Annotated in this window: 14 protein-coding genes; 9 read left to right on the top strand and 5 right to left on the bottom strand. The window is 57.8% G+C overall.

Annotated elements, in window-relative coordinates; genetic code table 11:
• Position 1 precedes the first annotated feature (1 nt).
• The 6 genes from ACQZ6F_RS00765 (at position 2) to ACQZ6F_RS00740 (ending at position 6,690) form a co-directional block, all read left to right on the top strand.
• The gene (locus ACQZ6F_RS00765; protein WP_449095357.1) at positions 2-928 is read left to right on the top strand and encodes a class I SAM-dependent methyltransferase; all 927 of its coding nucleotides are present in this window, start codon (positions 2-4) and stop codon (positions 926-928) included.
• Entirely contained in the window at positions 823-1,908 is a 1,086-nt protein-coding gene (locus tag ACQZ6F_RS00760; RefSeq protein ID WP_449095358.1) for a glycosyltransferase family 2 protein, read from the top strand. The genes ACQZ6F_RS00765 and ACQZ6F_RS00760 overlap by 106 nt, the downstream gene beginning before the upstream one ends.
• A 260-nt stretch (positions 1,909-2,168) precedes the next feature.
• Complete coding sequence (locus ACQZ6F_RS00755) at positions 2,169-3,386, top strand: lipopolysaccharide biosynthesis protein (protein ID WP_449095359.1); 1,218 nt, start codon at positions 2,169-2,171, stop codon at positions 3,384-3,386.
• The gene (locus ACQZ6F_RS00750; protein WP_449095469.1) at positions 3,367-4,380 is read left to right on the top strand and encodes a glycosyltransferase family 2 protein; all 1,014 of its coding nucleotides are present in this window, start codon (positions 3,367-3,369) and stop codon (positions 4,378-4,380) included. Before ACQZ6F_RS00755 ends, ACQZ6F_RS00750 begins: the two co-directional genes overlap by 20 nt.
• 169 nt (positions 4,381-4,549) lie before the next feature.
• Complete coding sequence (locus ACQZ6F_RS00745) at positions 4,550-5,851, top strand: hypothetical protein (protein ID WP_449095360.1); 1,302 nt, start codon at positions 4,550-4,552, stop codon at positions 5,849-5,851.
• Entirely contained in the window at positions 5,848-6,690 is an 843-nt protein-coding gene (locus ACQZ6F_RS00740; protein WP_449095361.1) for a hypothetical protein, read from the top strand. The genes ACQZ6F_RS00745 and ACQZ6F_RS00740 overlap by 4 nt, the downstream gene beginning before the upstream one ends.
• Positions 6,691-6,918: 228 nt before the next feature.
• On the opposite strand, the gene ACQZ6F_RS00735 is transcribed toward ACQZ6F_RS00740, so the two are convergent.
• Positions 6,919-7,833: a DMT family transporter gene (locus ACQZ6F_RS00735; protein WP_449095362.1), complete on the bottom strand. Its 915-nt coding sequence runs from the start codon at positions 7,831-7,833 to the stop codon at positions 6,919-6,921.
• A gap of 201 nt (positions 7,834-8,034) precedes the next feature.
• Here ACQZ6F_RS00735 and ACQZ6F_RS00730 point away from each other — a divergent pair, with 201 nt between their 5' ends.
• Entirely contained in the window at positions 8,035-10,137 is a 2,103-nt protein-coding gene (locus ACQZ6F_RS00730; RefSeq protein ID WP_449095363.1) for a putative bifunctional diguanylate cyclase/phosphodiesterase, read from the top strand.
• Between the two features lie 33 nt (positions 10,138-10,170).
• Here ACQZ6F_RS00730 and ACQZ6F_RS00725 read toward each other — a convergent pair whose 3' ends face one another.
• The 4 genes from ACQZ6F_RS00725 to ACQZ6F_RS00710 all read right to left on the bottom strand — a co-directional run bounded on the left by ACQZ6F_RS00725 (position 10,171) and on the right by ACQZ6F_RS00710 (position 14,052).
• Positions 10,171-11,292 carry a lactonase family protein gene (locus tag ACQZ6F_RS00725; protein WP_449095364.1) on the bottom strand — a complete coding sequence of 374 codons (1,122 nt, stop codon included), beginning with the start codon at positions 11,290-11,292 and terminating at the stop codon, positions 10,171-10,173.
• 65 nt (positions 11,293-11,357) lie between these two features.
• Positions 11,358-12,260 carry a 5-dehydro-4-deoxyglucarate dehydratase gene (gene kdgD / locus ACQZ6F_RS00720; RefSeq protein ID WP_449095365.1) on the bottom strand — a complete coding sequence of 301 codons (903 nt, stop codon included), beginning with the start codon at positions 12,258-12,260 and terminating at the stop codon, positions 11,358-11,360.
• 38 nt (positions 12,261-12,298) lie between these two features.
• Positions 12,299-13,273, bottom strand: coding sequence for a mannonate dehydratase (locus ACQZ6F_RS00715; protein ID WP_449095366.1), 975 nt, complete (start codon positions 13,271-13,273; stop codon positions 12,299-12,301).
• A 65-nt stretch (positions 13,274-13,338) separates the two neighbouring features.
• On the bottom strand, positions 13,339-14,052 hold the full coding sequence (locus ACQZ6F_RS00710) for a FadR/GntR family transcriptional regulator (protein WP_077467146.1): 714 nt from the start codon (positions 14,050-14,052) through the stop codon (positions 13,339-13,341).
• Between the two features lie 290 nt (positions 14,053-14,342).
• On the opposite strand from ACQZ6F_RS00710, the gene ACQZ6F_RS00705 reads away from it, so the two are divergent.
• Entirely contained in the window at positions 14,343-15,821 is a 1,479-nt protein-coding gene (locus tag ACQZ6F_RS00705) for a sugar ABC transporter ATP-binding protein (RefSeq protein WP_449095367.1), read from the top strand.
• A 54-nt stretch (positions 15,822-15,875) separates the two neighbouring features.
• Complete coding sequence (locus ACQZ6F_RS00700; protein ID WP_077467147.1) at positions 15,876-16,880, top strand: ABC transporter permease; 1,005 nt, start codon at positions 15,876-15,878, stop codon at positions 16,878-16,880.
• The last annotated feature ends 75 nt before the right edge of the window (positions 16,881-16,955 follow it).

The following is a 16,955-nucleotide window of genomic DNA, read 5'->3' as shown; positions in this document are numbered from 1 at the left end:
ATTGAGCAAGCAATTTCTTTCACGCGGATGTCCGGCTTGCGGAGCTTCGGCGGCACTGGCAGTAAAAGATGTAGCATCGGAGCCAACGGCTGAGGCAACTGCCTATTCGGAGCTCATTCCGGTTTGGAACGGCTTCTTCAAGGATAAGGTATTCTTCTCCTATCAGCGGTGCGGACAATGCGGCTTGCTCTATGCGCCCCTATTCTTCACGCCCCAGCAGTTGGAAGAGCTTTATGCCCAAATGCCGCCCAACATGGATCTGGTGCCGATAGAGGCGTTGCGGAAGACGCAGCGCGGATATTTTCAGTCCCTCAAGGAGCTTTCCTCTCTTCAGGGCGACTATATCGAGATTGGCCCGGATATCGGTCTCTTCACGGAAAACTGTGTTCGGGAGGGTCAATTCGGCAAATATTGGCTGTTCGAACCCAATCGAGATATCGTTTCGGCGCTGACCGAGACGATGCAGGGCAAACAGCATGAGATTATCCATGACATGTTTGGCTTCTCGCAAGTGCCGGACAAGGCAGCCGGCGCGGCTGTCATGGTGCACGTGCTCGACCATTTGCTGGATCCGGTCGCCACACTGCGCGAGTTGCGTGAAAAGCTGATGCCGGGCGCGCGGCTGGCGATTGTCACCCACGACGAGTCATCGCTGTTGCGACGTGTTTTTGGCAAGCGCTGGCCGGCATTTTGCCTGCAGCACCCAGAGATATACAATCCCCGCTCGATGAAGCGCCTGCTGGACACGGCTGGATACGACGTTGTGCAACTACGCAAAACGGTCAACCATTTTCCGGTCCAGTTCCTCCTGCGTCATCTCCTGTGGGCACTGGGGCTGAAAATCAAGTCGGTGCCTTCTTTCGGCGGCATTACCGTAGGATTGAAGCTTGGCAATATGATCACCATCGCCACCCCGAAGGCAAACTAGTCATGCAGGAAACCAACATCTTGGAGAATACTCGTGCACCCGCCGTCGGTGGCAGACGTCTGATCAGCATCGTGACCCCCTGCTACAACGAGCAGGACAATGTCGACGAGCTGTATGTGCGGATCAAGGCGGCGATCGCGTCGCTTGATTACGACTTCGAGATCATCTTCATCGACAATCATTCGGCGGACCGGACGGTAGAGAAGCTGAAACTGCTGGCGAAAGCCGACCCGATCGTCAAGATTATCGTCAACACAAGAAACTTCGGACATATTCGCTCGCCCTACTACGGCATCATACAGTCGACCGGCGTGGCGACGATTTATCTGGCCTCCGATCTGCAAGATCCGCCGGAATTGATACCGGAATTCATCAAGCACTGGGAGGAAGGCAAGAAGCTGGTCTTGGCCGTAAAGCCGGTCAGCCAGGGCTCCCCGTTAGTCCATGCAATGCGGAAAGCCTATTATCGCGTATTGGACCGCATATCCGAGATCACGGTGCTGAACGACTCTACAGGCTTCGGTCTTTATGACCGGGAAGTCCTTGATCAGGTTCGGGCGGTCAACGACCCCTATCCCTATCTGCGTGGTCTGATTTCCGAATTGGGCTATGAGGTCAAGGCGATCCCGTTTAACCAGCCGCGCCGTTTGCGGGGCATATCCAAGAATAACCTATATACCCTCTATGATATCGCGATGCTGGGTATCGTCAGCCATTCGAAATTGCCTATTCGAATTGCCGCGTTCATCGGCTTCCTCATGGGTATCGTCAGCATAATTGCAGCTATTGCCTTTACGATCTTGAAGCTCGTCTTTTGGTATTCCTATCCAATGGGTGTCGCTCCGATCGCGATCGGCATCTTCTTTCTGTTCGGGATGCAATTTCTGTTTGTCGGGATACTCGGCGAGTACATCGGATCGATCCATACCTATGTACAACGAAGACCGATTGTCGTCGAAAAGGAGCGGATCAACTTTTGAGCTGACGCCTCGTGCAGTGATCCCCTTTTTGCAATATTCCTTCGGATCATTAGGCTAATCTACGCAGCAATCGTTATAACCGCGGCAATGTTGGCAAAACCTCGCCGCAGTTATACGGATGCATTAAAGATGGGCCTTAACTCAGAAACGATCGCGTGCGCGCAATTTCTCAGAAAACCTCTCCGCTTGTTCTCATCGTGGCCCAGCGCCTCTGGCAGGGTGGCGCCGGCGTACTGACGATCATAATCGTCACGCACGTTATGAGTGCCGAAGCGCAGGGATGGTATTATAGTTTCCTGAGCTTCGCCGCACTGTACACGCTTTTTGACCTGGGTCTATCGCTGGTACTGGTCCAGACCGCCGCGCATATCGCGGTCGACACGAAGTGGGGAAGCGATGGCAAGCTGGAAGGTAGCGGCGCCGAAAGGCTGCGGTCCTTGTTCGCTTTTTCGAGCCGTCTTTACCTTCGCCTCGCCGTGGGTTTCCTCGTTTTGGTCGGCCCAGCCGGGTGGTTTTTCTTCAACGCCGCTACAGCGCAGCCAATCGCTTGGCAACACGCCTGGATAGGCCTTGCGGCTGTTACCGCCTTTTCACTGCTTCCTTTGCCTATGCTTGCCATCGTCGAAGGCAGTGGCGAGGTCGCAACCGTAGCGACCGTCAGGCTCACCCAGGCGATCATCGGATCCACGGCAACGTGGATCGTCCTGCTCTGCAACGGCGGCCTTTGGGCAACGGTGATGACGCCGCTCGCGGCCTTTTTTACGACGACTTGCTGGATCTGGCTCCACCGGCGCGGCATTTTCAGCGCAATCAAGATGGACCATCGGTTGGTCAACTGGCGCACGGAGATCTGGCCGCTGCAATGGCGCCTGGGAATAAGCTGGTTCAGCGGCTATCTGTTGACGCAGATTCAGGTTCTCGTGCTCTTTTCCGCAAAAGACGCAACAGCGGCTGGCCAGATGGGCCTTTCATTGACGATCGGCAATATGATCGGCCTGATAGCCCAGGCTTTCATAGCCCGGCATGTTCCCGCTATGGCAAAGGCAGCGGCGCGGCGCGACTGGAAGCTTATGGACACGCTTTTCCATCGCGATCTCGCTTTGTCGTGTGCGTTCTTTATCCTTGCCGCCACTGGTGCGATCTTGCTGGTAGGCATTCTCGCGGGAACCAACTATGCCAATCGCGTATTGCCATTGATACCCTTCAGCGCACTGATTTTGGCTCTCTTTTTGGCCCATGTCCAAGGTGCGCTTGCAACCCAGCTCCGTTCCTACCGCAGGGAACCGTTGGTATGGATCACCGTTGCCGGCGCGACGGCGACCCTGGTTCTTGGGATGCTCGCCGCTCATATTTGGGGCGTAACAGGCGTCGTCATGACTATGCTTGGCGTTCAACTATTGTTTGTTCTTCCCAGCTCGGCGCTGGCGTTCAAACACCGCAATCGCTTATGGAGAAGAGATGACGTCGCCTATTCTTAGCATTGTCATCCCCACATTTAACCGTGCGTCCTATCTGAAGCAGACCCTCGAAAACCTTCGCAGGGAATTGCCAACCGTGGCCGCAGGCGCTGTGGAAATAATTGTATCCGACAATGCGAGCCCCGACGACACGCCCACGGTTGTGAGTGCTGCGGTGGCAGATGGTCTTTCGATCCGATCGATCAGAAATGCGGAGAATATCGGCTCCGACGCCAACATTGCGCAAGTCTTCAACATGGCGAAAGCGCCCTATGTCTTGATCCTGGGAGACGACGACGTGCTCGTTTCCGGAACGCTTTCGTTTCTCATCACGACATTACAGAATGACACATATGGCGTCGTCTGCCTGAAGTCATACGGATATGATTCAGATTTGCTTGCCGAGCATCCGGGAGGACACGGCAAGAATTTGGTATTTGAAGACAGCGGCGATTTCATTGCTGCTATTGGTGCCTACATTACCCTGATCTCCGCTTGCGTGATCAACAAGGGTCTTCTCGGCGACATCGATGCACGCCAATTCTGCGGCGGAAACCTGGTTCAGGTCCATCTGGTCTTGAAGGCCGCATTGAGCGCCAGGCAAAATCTGTTTTACACGGGATATGCCGTCGCCTGTAAGCGCAACAATTCCGGCGGATATGATTTTTCCAAGGTCTTCGTTGAGGAGTTGGGCCGAATTCTCGACAGCTACGTCGCAGACGGATTGCCCCGTTCGGGCATACGGAAGTTCGAGCGGCGAATGATATTCGGGTATTATCCATACTATCTGCTGCGCCAGCGTCAGAACCAAACGGCTGGGTTGAATGACACCTACGGCAGGTTTTCCGCCCGATTTGGCAACCGACCGCTCTTCTGGATCTGGCTTGCCCCGATCCTTAAGTTGCCGCGCCCCCTTTCGCTTTTCTGGGGTTCGCTGACCGTTGCGGTCGGCCGATCTCTTAGTGGAGACTTTCGTCGCGGGTTGACGTTTCTTCAGAAGCAATTCTTGCGCTGAGCGAATTCCAATTCACCCGACCACGCCAGCCATTGCTCGCCCCGGTAGGCCGCCTTTGAGGAATAAGCCGACATATTTTTGTCGGACAATTACTATTTCCCCTTGCTTGCCCCTCCAAACGGATTCGTGGTAGGGCGTCACGTCCGTTATGGGAGACATGAGGAACGCCTTGCAGAGACTTCCACTCCGCGTAACATGGGTTTTGGTTCTAGCGCTTGTCGTGCAGTTGTGTGCAGTCGGCTATTACGCCACCTACCTGCGTCATTACGGATATCTGCCATCGCCTTTCGTTTACGATAAATCCGATACATTTATGGATTTATACAACACGCTTTGGTGGGCAGGAGACGACGGCCGATACAGCGTCTGGGGTTCTGTCTATCCGCCTCTTAATTTCCTGATATTAAAAGTCATTCGGGTTCTATCCTATCCGAATTTGCAAATCGCTTTGCCGGCTGAATTGCGTCAATTGCAGTTGGGGCCCGCGATCTTCCTCTGCGCCCTTCATCTGCTCGCACCGTTTGTCGTTGTGAGTTTCCCAGGGTGGAAGATCGGCACGCCAGCATTTCGGATTGCTGTTGCTGTTGTTGTCGCGATCTCGCCTCCTCTCCTGTTTTCCATGGAGAGAGGAAACCTGATCATCATCTGTCTGTTCCTGCTGCCGTTCGTATTTGACGAGAAGAGCAATGTCCGGACTGTAGCGATCGCGCTGCTGATCAATATCAAGCCCTATTTTGCCGTTCTGCTTTTCGGCTTCCTTATCGCCGGCGATATCAGACGCTTCTTGCAGGCAACGGCGTTTGCGGGAGCGATTTTCATATTCACCGGGCTGGCGCTGGACGCAAACTTTCCGTTGTTTCTGACCAACCTCATTGGATTTGCCCAGAATGACACTGTCCTCTCAGGGCGCGAGGTTCTCGCTCTTCCATCCAGTATTTCTGCGTTCTCACATACGCTCGACACCATCGTGCGCTCGTCTACCAGTCCACGCATATATGTTAATGGCGTCACGCAACTATCTACGGCGATCGAACTGGTAAAAACCACCGCGCTGCTGGCCACCTTGACGTTGGTGATCTGTGCCAGACGGCATCTGAGCGCGCAGGAGATCATGGTTGCGCTGCTTGCTATCGTAGTCAATGCCGGGGTGTGGGTAGGTGGCTACAGCCAGATATTCTACTTTGCATGCATTCCCGTCTTCTTCGGCATGCGCCTGCGCACGCTCCATATAGCGCTCGTGGCCATGATGTTTATGCCGCTCGATCTCATCACGCTGGCCAATAATCAGCTGAATCCATCCTGGGCCTATCTCTCCAATAGTATCGTTGACGTCGTATGGCAGATCGGTCTCGGATCCCTGATACGGCCGATGCTCAACGGCCTCCTCCTTTTCACGCTCGCCATGGAATGCATTGTCCGCATTTCGCAGGCTTCTCCCCGTTCGACCCACATGAGGATCCAGTATTCATGACCAGCACCGTTCCTTTTTACCGAGCCCTGATTCCAAGCTGGCGAGGCCTTATTCTGGGTGCAGTGATCGGCGCGGCTATTGGCGGGCTGCTTTACAAGACGGTCCTCAGCGGAACATTTGCTGTTACCGTTATCCAAGCCGGGCGAATTGGAGCAACCGAAAGCAGTGAGGTGCGCGTCACCCCTCAGCTCGTCATCGACCGGCGCGGCGCACCCGACGTGCTCATCGACAGGGTACAGACCCCGGAATTTGCCAAGCGCATAGCCGACGCAATTGGAGACCAGAGCGTTGCCTCCTCTCTTCCTGCCATTCAGTACGGTGGTGCCGGAGCACTGAAGGCGCGACCGATCAGCGACAGCACGCTCGTTGAAATCCGCATCACTCTGAAGGATTCTGCAAAAGCGCTCGCAGTCGCAGGTGCCGCCGCCAAATTCGCATTGGCCGACGATACCGCCATGCTTTCTCCGCTTCGCAAGAGCTACACCGACCGCCTTGACGCCCTGCATCAGCAATTGACCGATGCTCAGAGCGTCTTGCAAAACTTCAACAAGATATTGGAGAAAACCGCGTCGGATGGCGGCACGCCCAATAGCGTGGTTGTGGCAGCAGTGACTGAGAGCCAAAACAAGATCTCGGATATTTTGAAAGACATCTGGTCGGTTCAAACGGCTTTGGCGCCGCCCTCCTCGCAAGAGAGTGCCATATTCGCAGCACCATCCATCGCGCGACCACTGCTCGATAGTGTCTGGCTTGCACTGATCGCCGGCGCCTTGGGCGGGGCTGCAGTCGCCTATGCTGTCGGCCTGTCACTCAACTATGCCAAGCATCTGGATGCCTGAGGTGCTTGCGCCCGCGAAAATCCGTTAGCGATGGACACGCTTCCAAAGATCAGGACGGGGATTTTCGACGTAGATGATTGAATGTGGGAGCAGGCAATCCCTGCCCCACATCACGATTTGTCGGTTCGGAGCCGGAAAGATCACGGCAAAGGAACAGTCCAGGGTGCGTTCGGGCAGGATCGGGGCCGACAAAAAACCATCTTCATGGATCTCGGGCAGCGCCCTGCCTCAATGCCCATCCCGCGGGACGGCATCCTTGGGTATGGTCTCGGTGAGGTTCTTCCGGTGGAAGATGAAAAGGCCGGCTAGCACGATGACGACCGATCCGACGATGATCTGCGCGTCTGGAATATCGCCGAAGAAGAGAAAACCCAGCGCGATCGCCCAGATCAGCAGGCTGTATTGCAGCGGCGCAAGCAGCGATGCAGGCGCGAGCTTCAACGATCGGGTGATCATCATGTGGGCACTGCCCGCAACGACGCCCAGTGCAAGCATGGCGGCATAATCGAGTGTCGATGCCGAACGCCAGTTGCCGATGCTCAGCACAATGCCCGTAGCGAGAGCGGCAACCGTCTGCCATGCAACGAGCGTGGCGTCGCTGGTCTGCCGGAGCCGCCGGCTCAGGACCAGAGTCAGCGCGAAGGCGAGACTGCCGCCAAGGCCGAAAATCGATGGCCAGGAGAGCATTGCCGCTGAAGGTCTCAAGGCGATCAGCACACCGACAAAGCCGACCAGAACCGCCAGCCAGCGCCGCCAGCCTATCCGTTCGCCAAGGAAGAAATGCGAAATCGCGGCAACGTAGATGGGGCCTGCCATGTAGAAGGTCATGACATCGGCAAGCGGGAGATAAGCGACTGCAGCGTAGAAAAGAGCGACATCGGCGGTCGTCATGACGACCCGCAGGATCTGCAATGGCGGCCGCTCCAGCCGAAACAGGGCATCGCTTCCCTGCCGTGCGATCATCGGCGCGAGGATGATGAAGGAACCGAACGAGCGTATCACCAGGATTTGGCCGACGGAAAAACTAGCAACCAGCCATTTGCCCATGGCGTCGTTCAGCGAAAACATGAAATCGCCGAAAAGCATCAGAAGCACGCCGGCAAGCACGAGATTGCCGCTCGTGCCGGCTTTGCGAACGTTCATGACATTTCCTTTTGCGATTCCCGGCTTCTCTCTTGCCCGGCTTTAGCCGGTTTTACCCCCGGCACGCAAGGCGCGCTTCAACCATCACGGTACGCCTCAATCGTTGTAAACCTTTGCCTATGAGCGTTAAAATGGCTCTGAGCTTTCATGCTTGCATAACTGCTTGCCGATATTGTCTGTCTGCCAAGTGAGAGAACATTGATGACGCAGCAGCCGGATAAGCCCTCGAAACCAACAGGCGTGGATCCGAACGATGACAACCGGCATGTCCGGGAGTTGTTCGAATTGCTCCAGGCTCAGTATCTGGCGTTGAGCGAGCGATATGAGTGGCTCGAAGCGATGATCAACTACGTGCCGGATTTCATCTACGCCAAGGATAGAGAAGGCCGGTTTCTCTTCGCCAACCGGGCGATCGTCGCCAATAATGGCTTCTTGGATGTCGAAGAGCTGATTGGGCTTACGGACGCTGAAATTCATCCCATGGCCGATGCGCAAAAGATCGACGTGGTCGAACAGCGCGTGATGGAGACGGGCAAACCCGATCTTGGCGTCGAAGAACGGCGCATGAAGGGTGAAGGATGGCTGATGATGTCCCGTGTGCCGCTGCGGGATCGAAGCGGCAATATCATCGGTGTGGTGGGAGCATCCCGAGACATCACATCCCGCAAGCGCGCAGAGGAATTGATGAGCGCGCAGACCAAGCTTCTGCAGGATGTTGCCCGAGGAGTCGACCTTTCCTCCTTTCTCAAGGACGCCCAGATGCTCCTTGAGCGGCTGTTAGACGGGAGGCACGTCAGCTTCGCCGTCGACGGCGGCCAAACGGAAACTATTGCTGGAAGCGCCATGGAATTCCCGATCTTTTCGCGGGATGGCGGCAGGCACGGAACCCTGGTCGTCGAAACGTCCAATGGCGACGAAACAGGCCTCATGGAATTTCTCGCCGGCGTGGCCCAGACCGTGGGAATCGCCATCGATCGGCATCACGATATCGCGCATATCGCCTATCTTGCCGAACATGACGCGCTGACCGGGCTGCCAAACCGCACGCGGCTCGACCGTAAACTGGTCGAACTTCTCCAGAAAGCCTCGCGGGAACAAAAGCATGTGGCGGTCACCTTTGTCGACCTGGATAACTTCAAGCTCGTCAACGACAACCTAGGACATGCAGCCGGCGATGAGCTGCTGAAGGTGGTCGCGCAGCGAATATCAGCACGGGTCGGAAATAGCGGTATCGTATCGAGGATTGGCGGTGATGAATTCATCATTGTCCTGACAGAGAATCCCGATCCCGTTCATCAAAGGTTGCGCGCCATTCTCGAAGGCATCTCCGAGCCGCTGACCATCGATGGCGTGGAAATTCGCGTCACCTGCAGCATGGGTGTGGCGTGCTCCACCGAGCATGGCGACACGGCCTCCGAACTCTTCGCCAATGCCGATATGGCGCTCTATCGTGCGAAGGAATCCGGTCGTAACGGTATTCAGATGTTCAATGCCGCCATGGGGGAAGAGGCCCGCAACAAGCTGACCCGCATCGACGAACTACGGCGCGCGGTGGAGCGGGACGAGTTCGTGCTCCATTATCAACCGCAGAAAGACATCCGCACCGGAAATGTGATCGGTGTCGAAGCGCTGGTGCGATGGCAGCACCCGGTCGAAGGCTTGCTGCTGCCGGGTGCTTTCATACCTCTGGCTGAGGAAACCGGACTCATCGTTGCGATCGGCGATATCGTGCTGCGGAAAGCTTGTCAGCAAGCAAAGGTCTGGCAGGACCGAGGCCTTGCGGCACTACGGGTGGCTGTGAACGTGTCCGCGCGCCAGTTTCTGGAGAAGTCCCTGACACAACAGGTGGCCTCCGCGCTGAAATCTGCCGGTCTCGATCCGCAATGGCTTGAACTCGAGCTGACGGAAAGCCTGATCATGCATGACGTGGAAGGCGCCATAGAGCGCATGCACGAGTTGAAGCAACTCGGCGTCAGCCTCGCGATCGATGATTTCGGCACGGGATATTCGAGCCTGAGTACCCTTCGACGCTTTCCTCTGTCCCGCCTGAAGATCGACAGATCGTTCATTGCCGATATCCCGAGCAAAACCGGGGACATGGCGATCACCTCCGCCATCGTGTCGCTTGGCAGAACGCTTGAGCTGGAAGTCGTCGCCGAAGGTGTGGAGACCGAGGAACAGGCGCATTTTCTGGCCGGCGCCGGATGCGAGATGTTCCAGGGTTACCTGTTTGCCAGACCCCTGCCCGCTTCCGAAGTCGAGGAGTTGATCGCCGGGATGGCTATTCTGACAGATCGCGGCTGAGCTGCCCCGGTGGTGTAGGATCGCGCGGCCGGGTCAGGGAAACGCTACGATTTCGATCCAGTTCGCACCGGCACTGACCGGATATCGTCCGGCGAGAGTCAAGACACCGTCGGTCTGGTCAATGGCATAGACGGATAGTCTGTCGGATCTTTCGCCCGATGCCACCAGGAACCCACCTGACGGCTCGATGCGGATACCGCGAGGTTGCTGCTCCGTGGGGTAACTGGTGACATAGGTCAACCTGCCGTCGGGCTCCCCCACGCGAAGGAGTGCGATCGTGCTTGTCGTCCGCTCGGTCGCGTAGAGGAACTTGCCATTTGGCGTGATGCCGATATCCGCCGCCCAGACTTTAGGCTTGCCGTCATCCACAGAGGCCGTGATGGTCGCTGTCGAGTTGGATGACGCTGGTGCCGGCGGTGCAATGCCGGGAGATAGTCTGGCATCGGCTGGAATCGAGGCAACGCTTTCGACCTCAGTCAATGTTCCCGTGTCGGTATCCAGCGCGTAGTGAATGACATGGCCGGTCAGTTCGGTCAGGACGTAGACGGATCTATTGTCCGGAGACACGACGATGTGGCGTGGGCCAAAGCCGGCCCTGGTGGCGACCTGCGGCGGGTCGTTCGCGGTCAGCAAGCTGGTTTCGGCATCGAGGATGAACTGCAGCACGGCGTCGGAACCGAGATTGGTCGCAAAGGCGTATTTACCGCTCCGGTCGCTGACGATCGCATGTGCGTTGCGGCCCGTCGGGATCACCTGCCCTGCGTCTTCGTTGACCAGCCCGTCCCTGCCGATCGAAAGGGCGGCGATCTTGTTGCCGCCATAGGATGCGGCAAGCAGCAGCTTGCCGGATGGATCGGTGGAGATGTAGGCCATGTTGTCGGGCAAGACGGCAACGCCTTGTTGGGTCAGCCCGCCCGTCGTGCGGTCGATCGCCAGTGTCAACACCCGGTAGGGCTCCGCGCGAATGACAGCGTAGAGATGCGCCCTGTCCGGACTGACGGCCATTGGCATGACCATTTTCCCGGCTTCGAAGGCCGAAACCGGCTTCAGCGCGCCCGTCGCCTCATCCATCTCATAGATGTCGATCGTCCCGGCGGTCGCTGCCGAGACATAGACGAAGGTCCGGGCCGGTGCTGCGGCCGAAGCTTCAATCATGGGTCACCTCACCAGAATATCGACCGCCGACTCCATCGGCAGCCATGGGGCTCTTCTAGCAAAAATCACCCGGCGACGGCGATGATCTTTTCCAGCACGGCCAACTCGTCCGCTGTCAGATCGGTCAAGGGCGGCCTCACCGGGCCTGGATCCTTCCCGAGAACATGGAGCCCTGCCTTGATGATCGACACCGCATAGCCCTTCTTGCGATTGCGCAGGGTCACCAGCGGGAAGAAGAAGCGCTTGAGGATATCGTCTACCACTGCCTGATCGCCACCGCGCAGAGCCGTATAGAAGCGCTGCGCCAGCGCAGGCACAAAGTTGAAAACCGCCGAAGAATAGGTCGTCACGCCGGCTCCAAAATAGGCCTGGGCATAGACTTCGTGGGTCGGCATGCCGCCGACATAGACCAGGCGATCCCTAAGGGTCGTCGTGATCTCGATGACCTTGTCGACATCGCCGACACCATCCTTGAAGCCGATGAGGTTGGGGCATTCATCGGCAATCCGCTTCAGGCTTTCGGCGGTCAGCACTGCATTATCTCTGTTGTAGACGATGACGCCAATGCCGACAGCCTGGCAGACCGCCTTCACATGCGCGATGAGACCGGCCTGCTCGGCAAACATCAGATAGGGCGGCAAAAGCAGCAGCCCGTCGGCGCCCGCTTTCTCGGCCGACTTGGCGATTTCGACGGCAAGCGAGGTGCCGTAACCGGTTCCCGAAATGATCGGCGTATTGCCGGCAGAAGCCTTGGCGGCGCGCACCACCTGGGGAATCTCGGAAGGGTTGAGAGAGAAGAATTCGCCAGTGCCGCCGGCTGCAAAAAGTGCTGCCGCATCATAGCCCGCCAACCACTCGACATGGCTGCGATATTTGGCCTCGTCGAATGTCAGGTCCTGCTTGAAATGCGTGACGGGAAAAGACAGCAAACCGCTGCCAACCGCCTGCTTCAGTTCATTCGGGTTCATGGCGAAATCCTTCTGTGGATCAATAGGCTGAGAATGTCTCAGGCCTGTTCGAGCGATTGAACGAGGGCGGCGATGTAGCCGTAGCAAAAGGCAAAGGCGACGCCGGTGGGGTCGCGGCCGCTGATCGTTGGAACGTGATCGGGCATCAGCATGTAGCGATAGCCGACTTCCTTGTAGATCCGGGCAGAGCGAACCATGTCCATGTCGCCCTCCTCCGGGAACGTCTCCATGAAGGACAGCTTGCCGCCCCGGATGTTGCGGAAGTGGACGTTGAAGATCTTGTCGCGCGTGCCGAACCAGCGGATGACGTCGTCGATCTCCTCACGCGGATTGTCGAGCATCTCGCCAATCGAGCCCTGGCAGAAGTTCAGCCCGTGATAGGGGCTTTCGCGCATGAGCACGAACTTCTTCAGCCCCTCCACCGTGCCGAGAACACGCGTAACACCACGATAGCCCGGCGGCGTATAGGGATCGTGCGGATGGCAGGCGAGACGGACGCGGTTGCTTTCCGCTACAGGGACCACGCGCTCCAGAAAATAGTCGATCCGCTCCCAGTTCTCGTCTTCCGACAGCACGCCGGCTAGGCCAAGGGGCGCCTGATGGTCGGCCCTCTCCCAGCGGAAGCTGGCATTCATCGAGCCCCCTCGCCCCGGCTCGTCCGGCGTGCGCGGAATGCCGATGAGGTTGAGATTATACTTCACGGAGGGTATGCCGGCGCTAGCGGCATCCTCGATCAGCTTGCAGACGGCGTCGATCTGCCGGTCGCGATCTGGTCCGGCAAGCAGGATATCGGGATAGGAAGCCTTCTCGATCGGCTGCGATGGCAGAGGAAGCTGGATCATATCCAGGATTAGATCGAAGCTTTCAATCTTGTCGCGATGGCGCTTGAGGTCGGACAAAGTCCAGCTGTCAGGCTTCCCCGGCGGATCAGCGCAGATACGCTTCAGCCCCAACTGTCTGAAAACCCGATAGTCGTCATCGTCCCGTGCTTCGACCTGCGTTCCTACATACACCTGCCGCATCTCCCCCTGAGATTCATATCATATGACATAATATGACTTGTGTTGCGAGTCGAGCCTTATTGCTGCTGTTCCGCAAGGAAACGATAGCGCCTCTGGCTCGCCATCATATGAGCCCGCATCGCTTGGCGCGCGCGTTCCGGGTCTTGGTCTGCAATCCCGGCCAGGATCTCCGCGTGCTCCGCATGAACCTTCTCCAGATAGGTCCGATCATTGGCTTCGGGCAGGGTTGGGAACTGGCCGCGCGGGATGGTGCGCGCCCCGAAATGCCGGAGAACATCGACGTAGAAACGGTTGTTGGTAGCGATGGCAACAGCGAGGTGGAATTCGTAATCCGCTTCCACGGTCGGAAGCCCCTGCTCTATTAGAGTCGCCATTTTGCGATTGGCCGCAGCGATCGCGGCTTCCTGCTCGGCCGTCCTGCGATAGGCCGCAATCGCCGCCGCCTCACCTTCGGCCGCCATTCGAAACTCCAGCAATTCCAGGGTTTCCGGAATGCTTCGGATCTCAACCGGGGTCAACATCAATCCTGGACGAGCCGTCGCCTCGGCAACGAACACGCCCTTGCCCTGCATCGGCTTGACGAGCCCGGCGGCGCGGAGATCAGCGATCGCCTCGCGCACGACCGTGCGGCTGACCCCGTAAGTCGCCTCCAATTGCGGCTCGGTCGGAAGCTGATCGCCCACCCGAAGATGGCCCGCTTCAATCTGCGCACGCAACTTGTCAATGACTTGCTGCGCCAATCTCTGCCGGCCGCCGCTGACTGATGTCATTCCCTACCTCTCAATCGCTTGCCCAAAGGCGACCATTCCGCCGGTCAGTCAAACGATCCAAAAATTCATAATATGACATCAACCTATCATAGTGAAGCGCCTTTCGACAGGGCCTCCGTGCACTGGAAATACAGCGGATAGCACCATCCCGCGAGAGTGCTTTGTCGAATCCAAAATCACCATATTGACATTTGTCGAAAGCATGCCGAATATTGTCAACATTGATGCTGGAAGACGATAATCGGCTTCGGCCGGCCATTCGGTGCAGCATCGGGAGTGCGGAGGGGAACGTGGAATTCCTGCTTGAAGTAGAGGGGCTGAAGAAGTCCTTTGGCGGTGTCGCCGCGTTACGAGATGGGCGCTTTCAGTTGCGCGCCGGCTCGGTCCACGCCTTGTGCGGCGGCAACGGCGCGGGCAAGTCGACCTTCCTGAAGATACTTATGGGCATTCACAAGCGCGATGCCGGCTCCATTCGCCGCCGCGGCAAGGACGTGGATTATGCCAGCCCCGCCGAAGCGCTCGCCGCCGGCATCGCCATCATCGAGCAGGAACTCAGCCCGATCCCGCATATGACCGTTGCCGAGAACATCTATCTCGGCCGCGAGCCCTCGGCCCGTTTCGGCGGCATCGATTTCAAGACAATGAACCGCAATGCCCAGGCGCTGCTCGACCGGCTGCAATTCAATATCCGCGCCACGCAATTCATGATGAACCTCTCAGTGGCACAGGTTCAGCTCGTCGAGATCGCCAAGGCGCTCAGCCACGATGCCGAAGTGATCTTCATGGACGAGCCGACATCGGCCATCGGCGAGAAGGAAGCGCAGCAGCTGTTTGCGACCATCGAGCGGCTGAAGGCCGAGGGCAAGGGCATCGTCTATGTCTCGCACCGGCTTTCGGAAATCTTCCAGATCGCCGATTCCTACACGGCCTTCCGCGATGGCTCCTATGTTGGCAGCGGTGCGCTCGCCGATATCGACCGGCCCGGCCTTATCAGCATGATCGTCGGCCGCGAGCTCGGCGAGGAATATATCAAGACCAACGTGCCGACAGACACGCCCGGACTGGAAGTCTCGGATCTGACGGCCGCAGGCAAGGTGAACGATATCTCCTTCACGGCCCACAAGGGCGAGATATTCGGCATTTACGGGCTGATGGGCTCGGGTCGCACCGAGATCTTCAACTGCATCTTCGGTCTCGATGCCACCGACTCCGGAAACATAAAGCTCGGTGGACAGCCGATCACTGTGCGCAAGCCGGCGGAGGCCATGCAGCACGGCATCGCCTTCGTGACTGAAGACCGCAAGCTGACGGGGCTCAATCTCATCGACAGCGTGCGCAATAACATCTGCCTGGCGAGCCTGCCGGAAATGAGCCCGCGTTTCTCGATGGATCGGCGGGCCGAGGCCGAGGCCAGCCAGGAGATGATCAAACATTTCGGCATCAAGGCGGCGCGCGACAGCATGCCGGTCTCGGGTCTCTCTGGCGGCAACCAGCAGAAGGTCGTGCTCGGCAAGTGGTTCCTGCGCAAGCCGAAGGTCCTCCTGCTGGATGAGCCGACGCGTGGCGTCGATGTCGGCGCCAAGCGAGAAATCTATCGCATCATCTGCGACTTCGCCGCCGAAGGCGGCACGGTCATCATGATCTCATCGGAAATAGACGAAGTGCTCGGCATGTCCGATCGCATCCTGGTGATGCGTCAGGGCCGCTCCGCGGGAATTCTCAAGAGGGAGGAGGCCGACGCGCAATCGCTCGTGCATCTGTCGACCTGAATACGGCAGGCATGAAGCTCAAAAGAATGCGTCCGGCAACAAAAGGTATTCGCAATGTCTGCCACTGAAAACAGCAAGTCCAATTCCTGGTTCGGCTCCGACCGGCGCCGATTGATCATCCAGGAATATGGAATCTTTCTCGCCTTCCTTCTGCTCGCGATCGTCCTCTCATTTTCGAATGAGTACTTCCTGACGGCCGGCAACATCTCCAACGTGTTGCTGCAGACCTCGATCAACGGCGTGCTGGCGATCGGCATGACGTTCGTCATCCTGACGCGCGGCATCGACCTGTCCGTCGGCTCGGTCGTTGCGCTTACCGGTATCGTCAGCGCCAGTTTCGCCACGACCTCGGCGACGGCAGGCATCCTCGGCGCGCCCTATCCGCCTTATGTCGCTCTGTCTGTGGGAATACTGGTCGGCGTTGCCTGCGGCGCTGTCGTCGGCCTCATCGTTTCTCGCTTCGCCGTTCCCGCATTCGTCGCAACGCTCGGCATGCTCTCGGCAGCGCGCGGCCTGACGCTGATCTATGGCGGCGGCAAGCCGGTTCCGGCTCTCACGCCAGATTTCCGCTGGATCGGCACTGGCAATGTCTTGTCCATTCCGATGCCGGTCATCCTGCTGGCCATCGTCTTCATCGTCGCCTGGTGGGTCCTCAATCGCACCCGCTTTGGCCGGTATATCTATGCCGTTGGTGGCAATCCGCACGCCGCCATTACCTCGGGCATCAATGTCAGCAAGCTGCGCTTCCTCGTTTATGTCATCTCGGGTGGCCTTTCCGGGCTGGCTGGCATGCTGCTTGCTGCCCGCACCGGTTCGGCCTTGCCCCAGGCGGGGATCGCCTACGAACTCGACGCGATCGCCGCTGTCGTCATCGGCGGAACCAGCCTTTCCGGCGGCGTCGGACGCATCACCGGCACGCTCATCGGCGCCCTGATCATCGGTGTGATGAACAACGGTCTCGATCTGATGGGGATCCAATCCTACTACCAGCAGGTCCTGAAGGGCGCCCTCATCGTCGGCGCCGTCATGCTCGACCAAAAGCGAAATCTGGGCGGCTAAGCCCGAAGACATCCTGGTGCTGCGCACCCGGAAACCAAACGGCGCGTCATGACGGCCGCCGGACTTTTCAACGGA

Source organism: Rhizobium sp. A22-96 (assembly GCF_053521805.1).
Note: the sequence above shows the minus strand (reverse complement) of the source record. Positions and strands in the feature narration are given on the sequence as shown.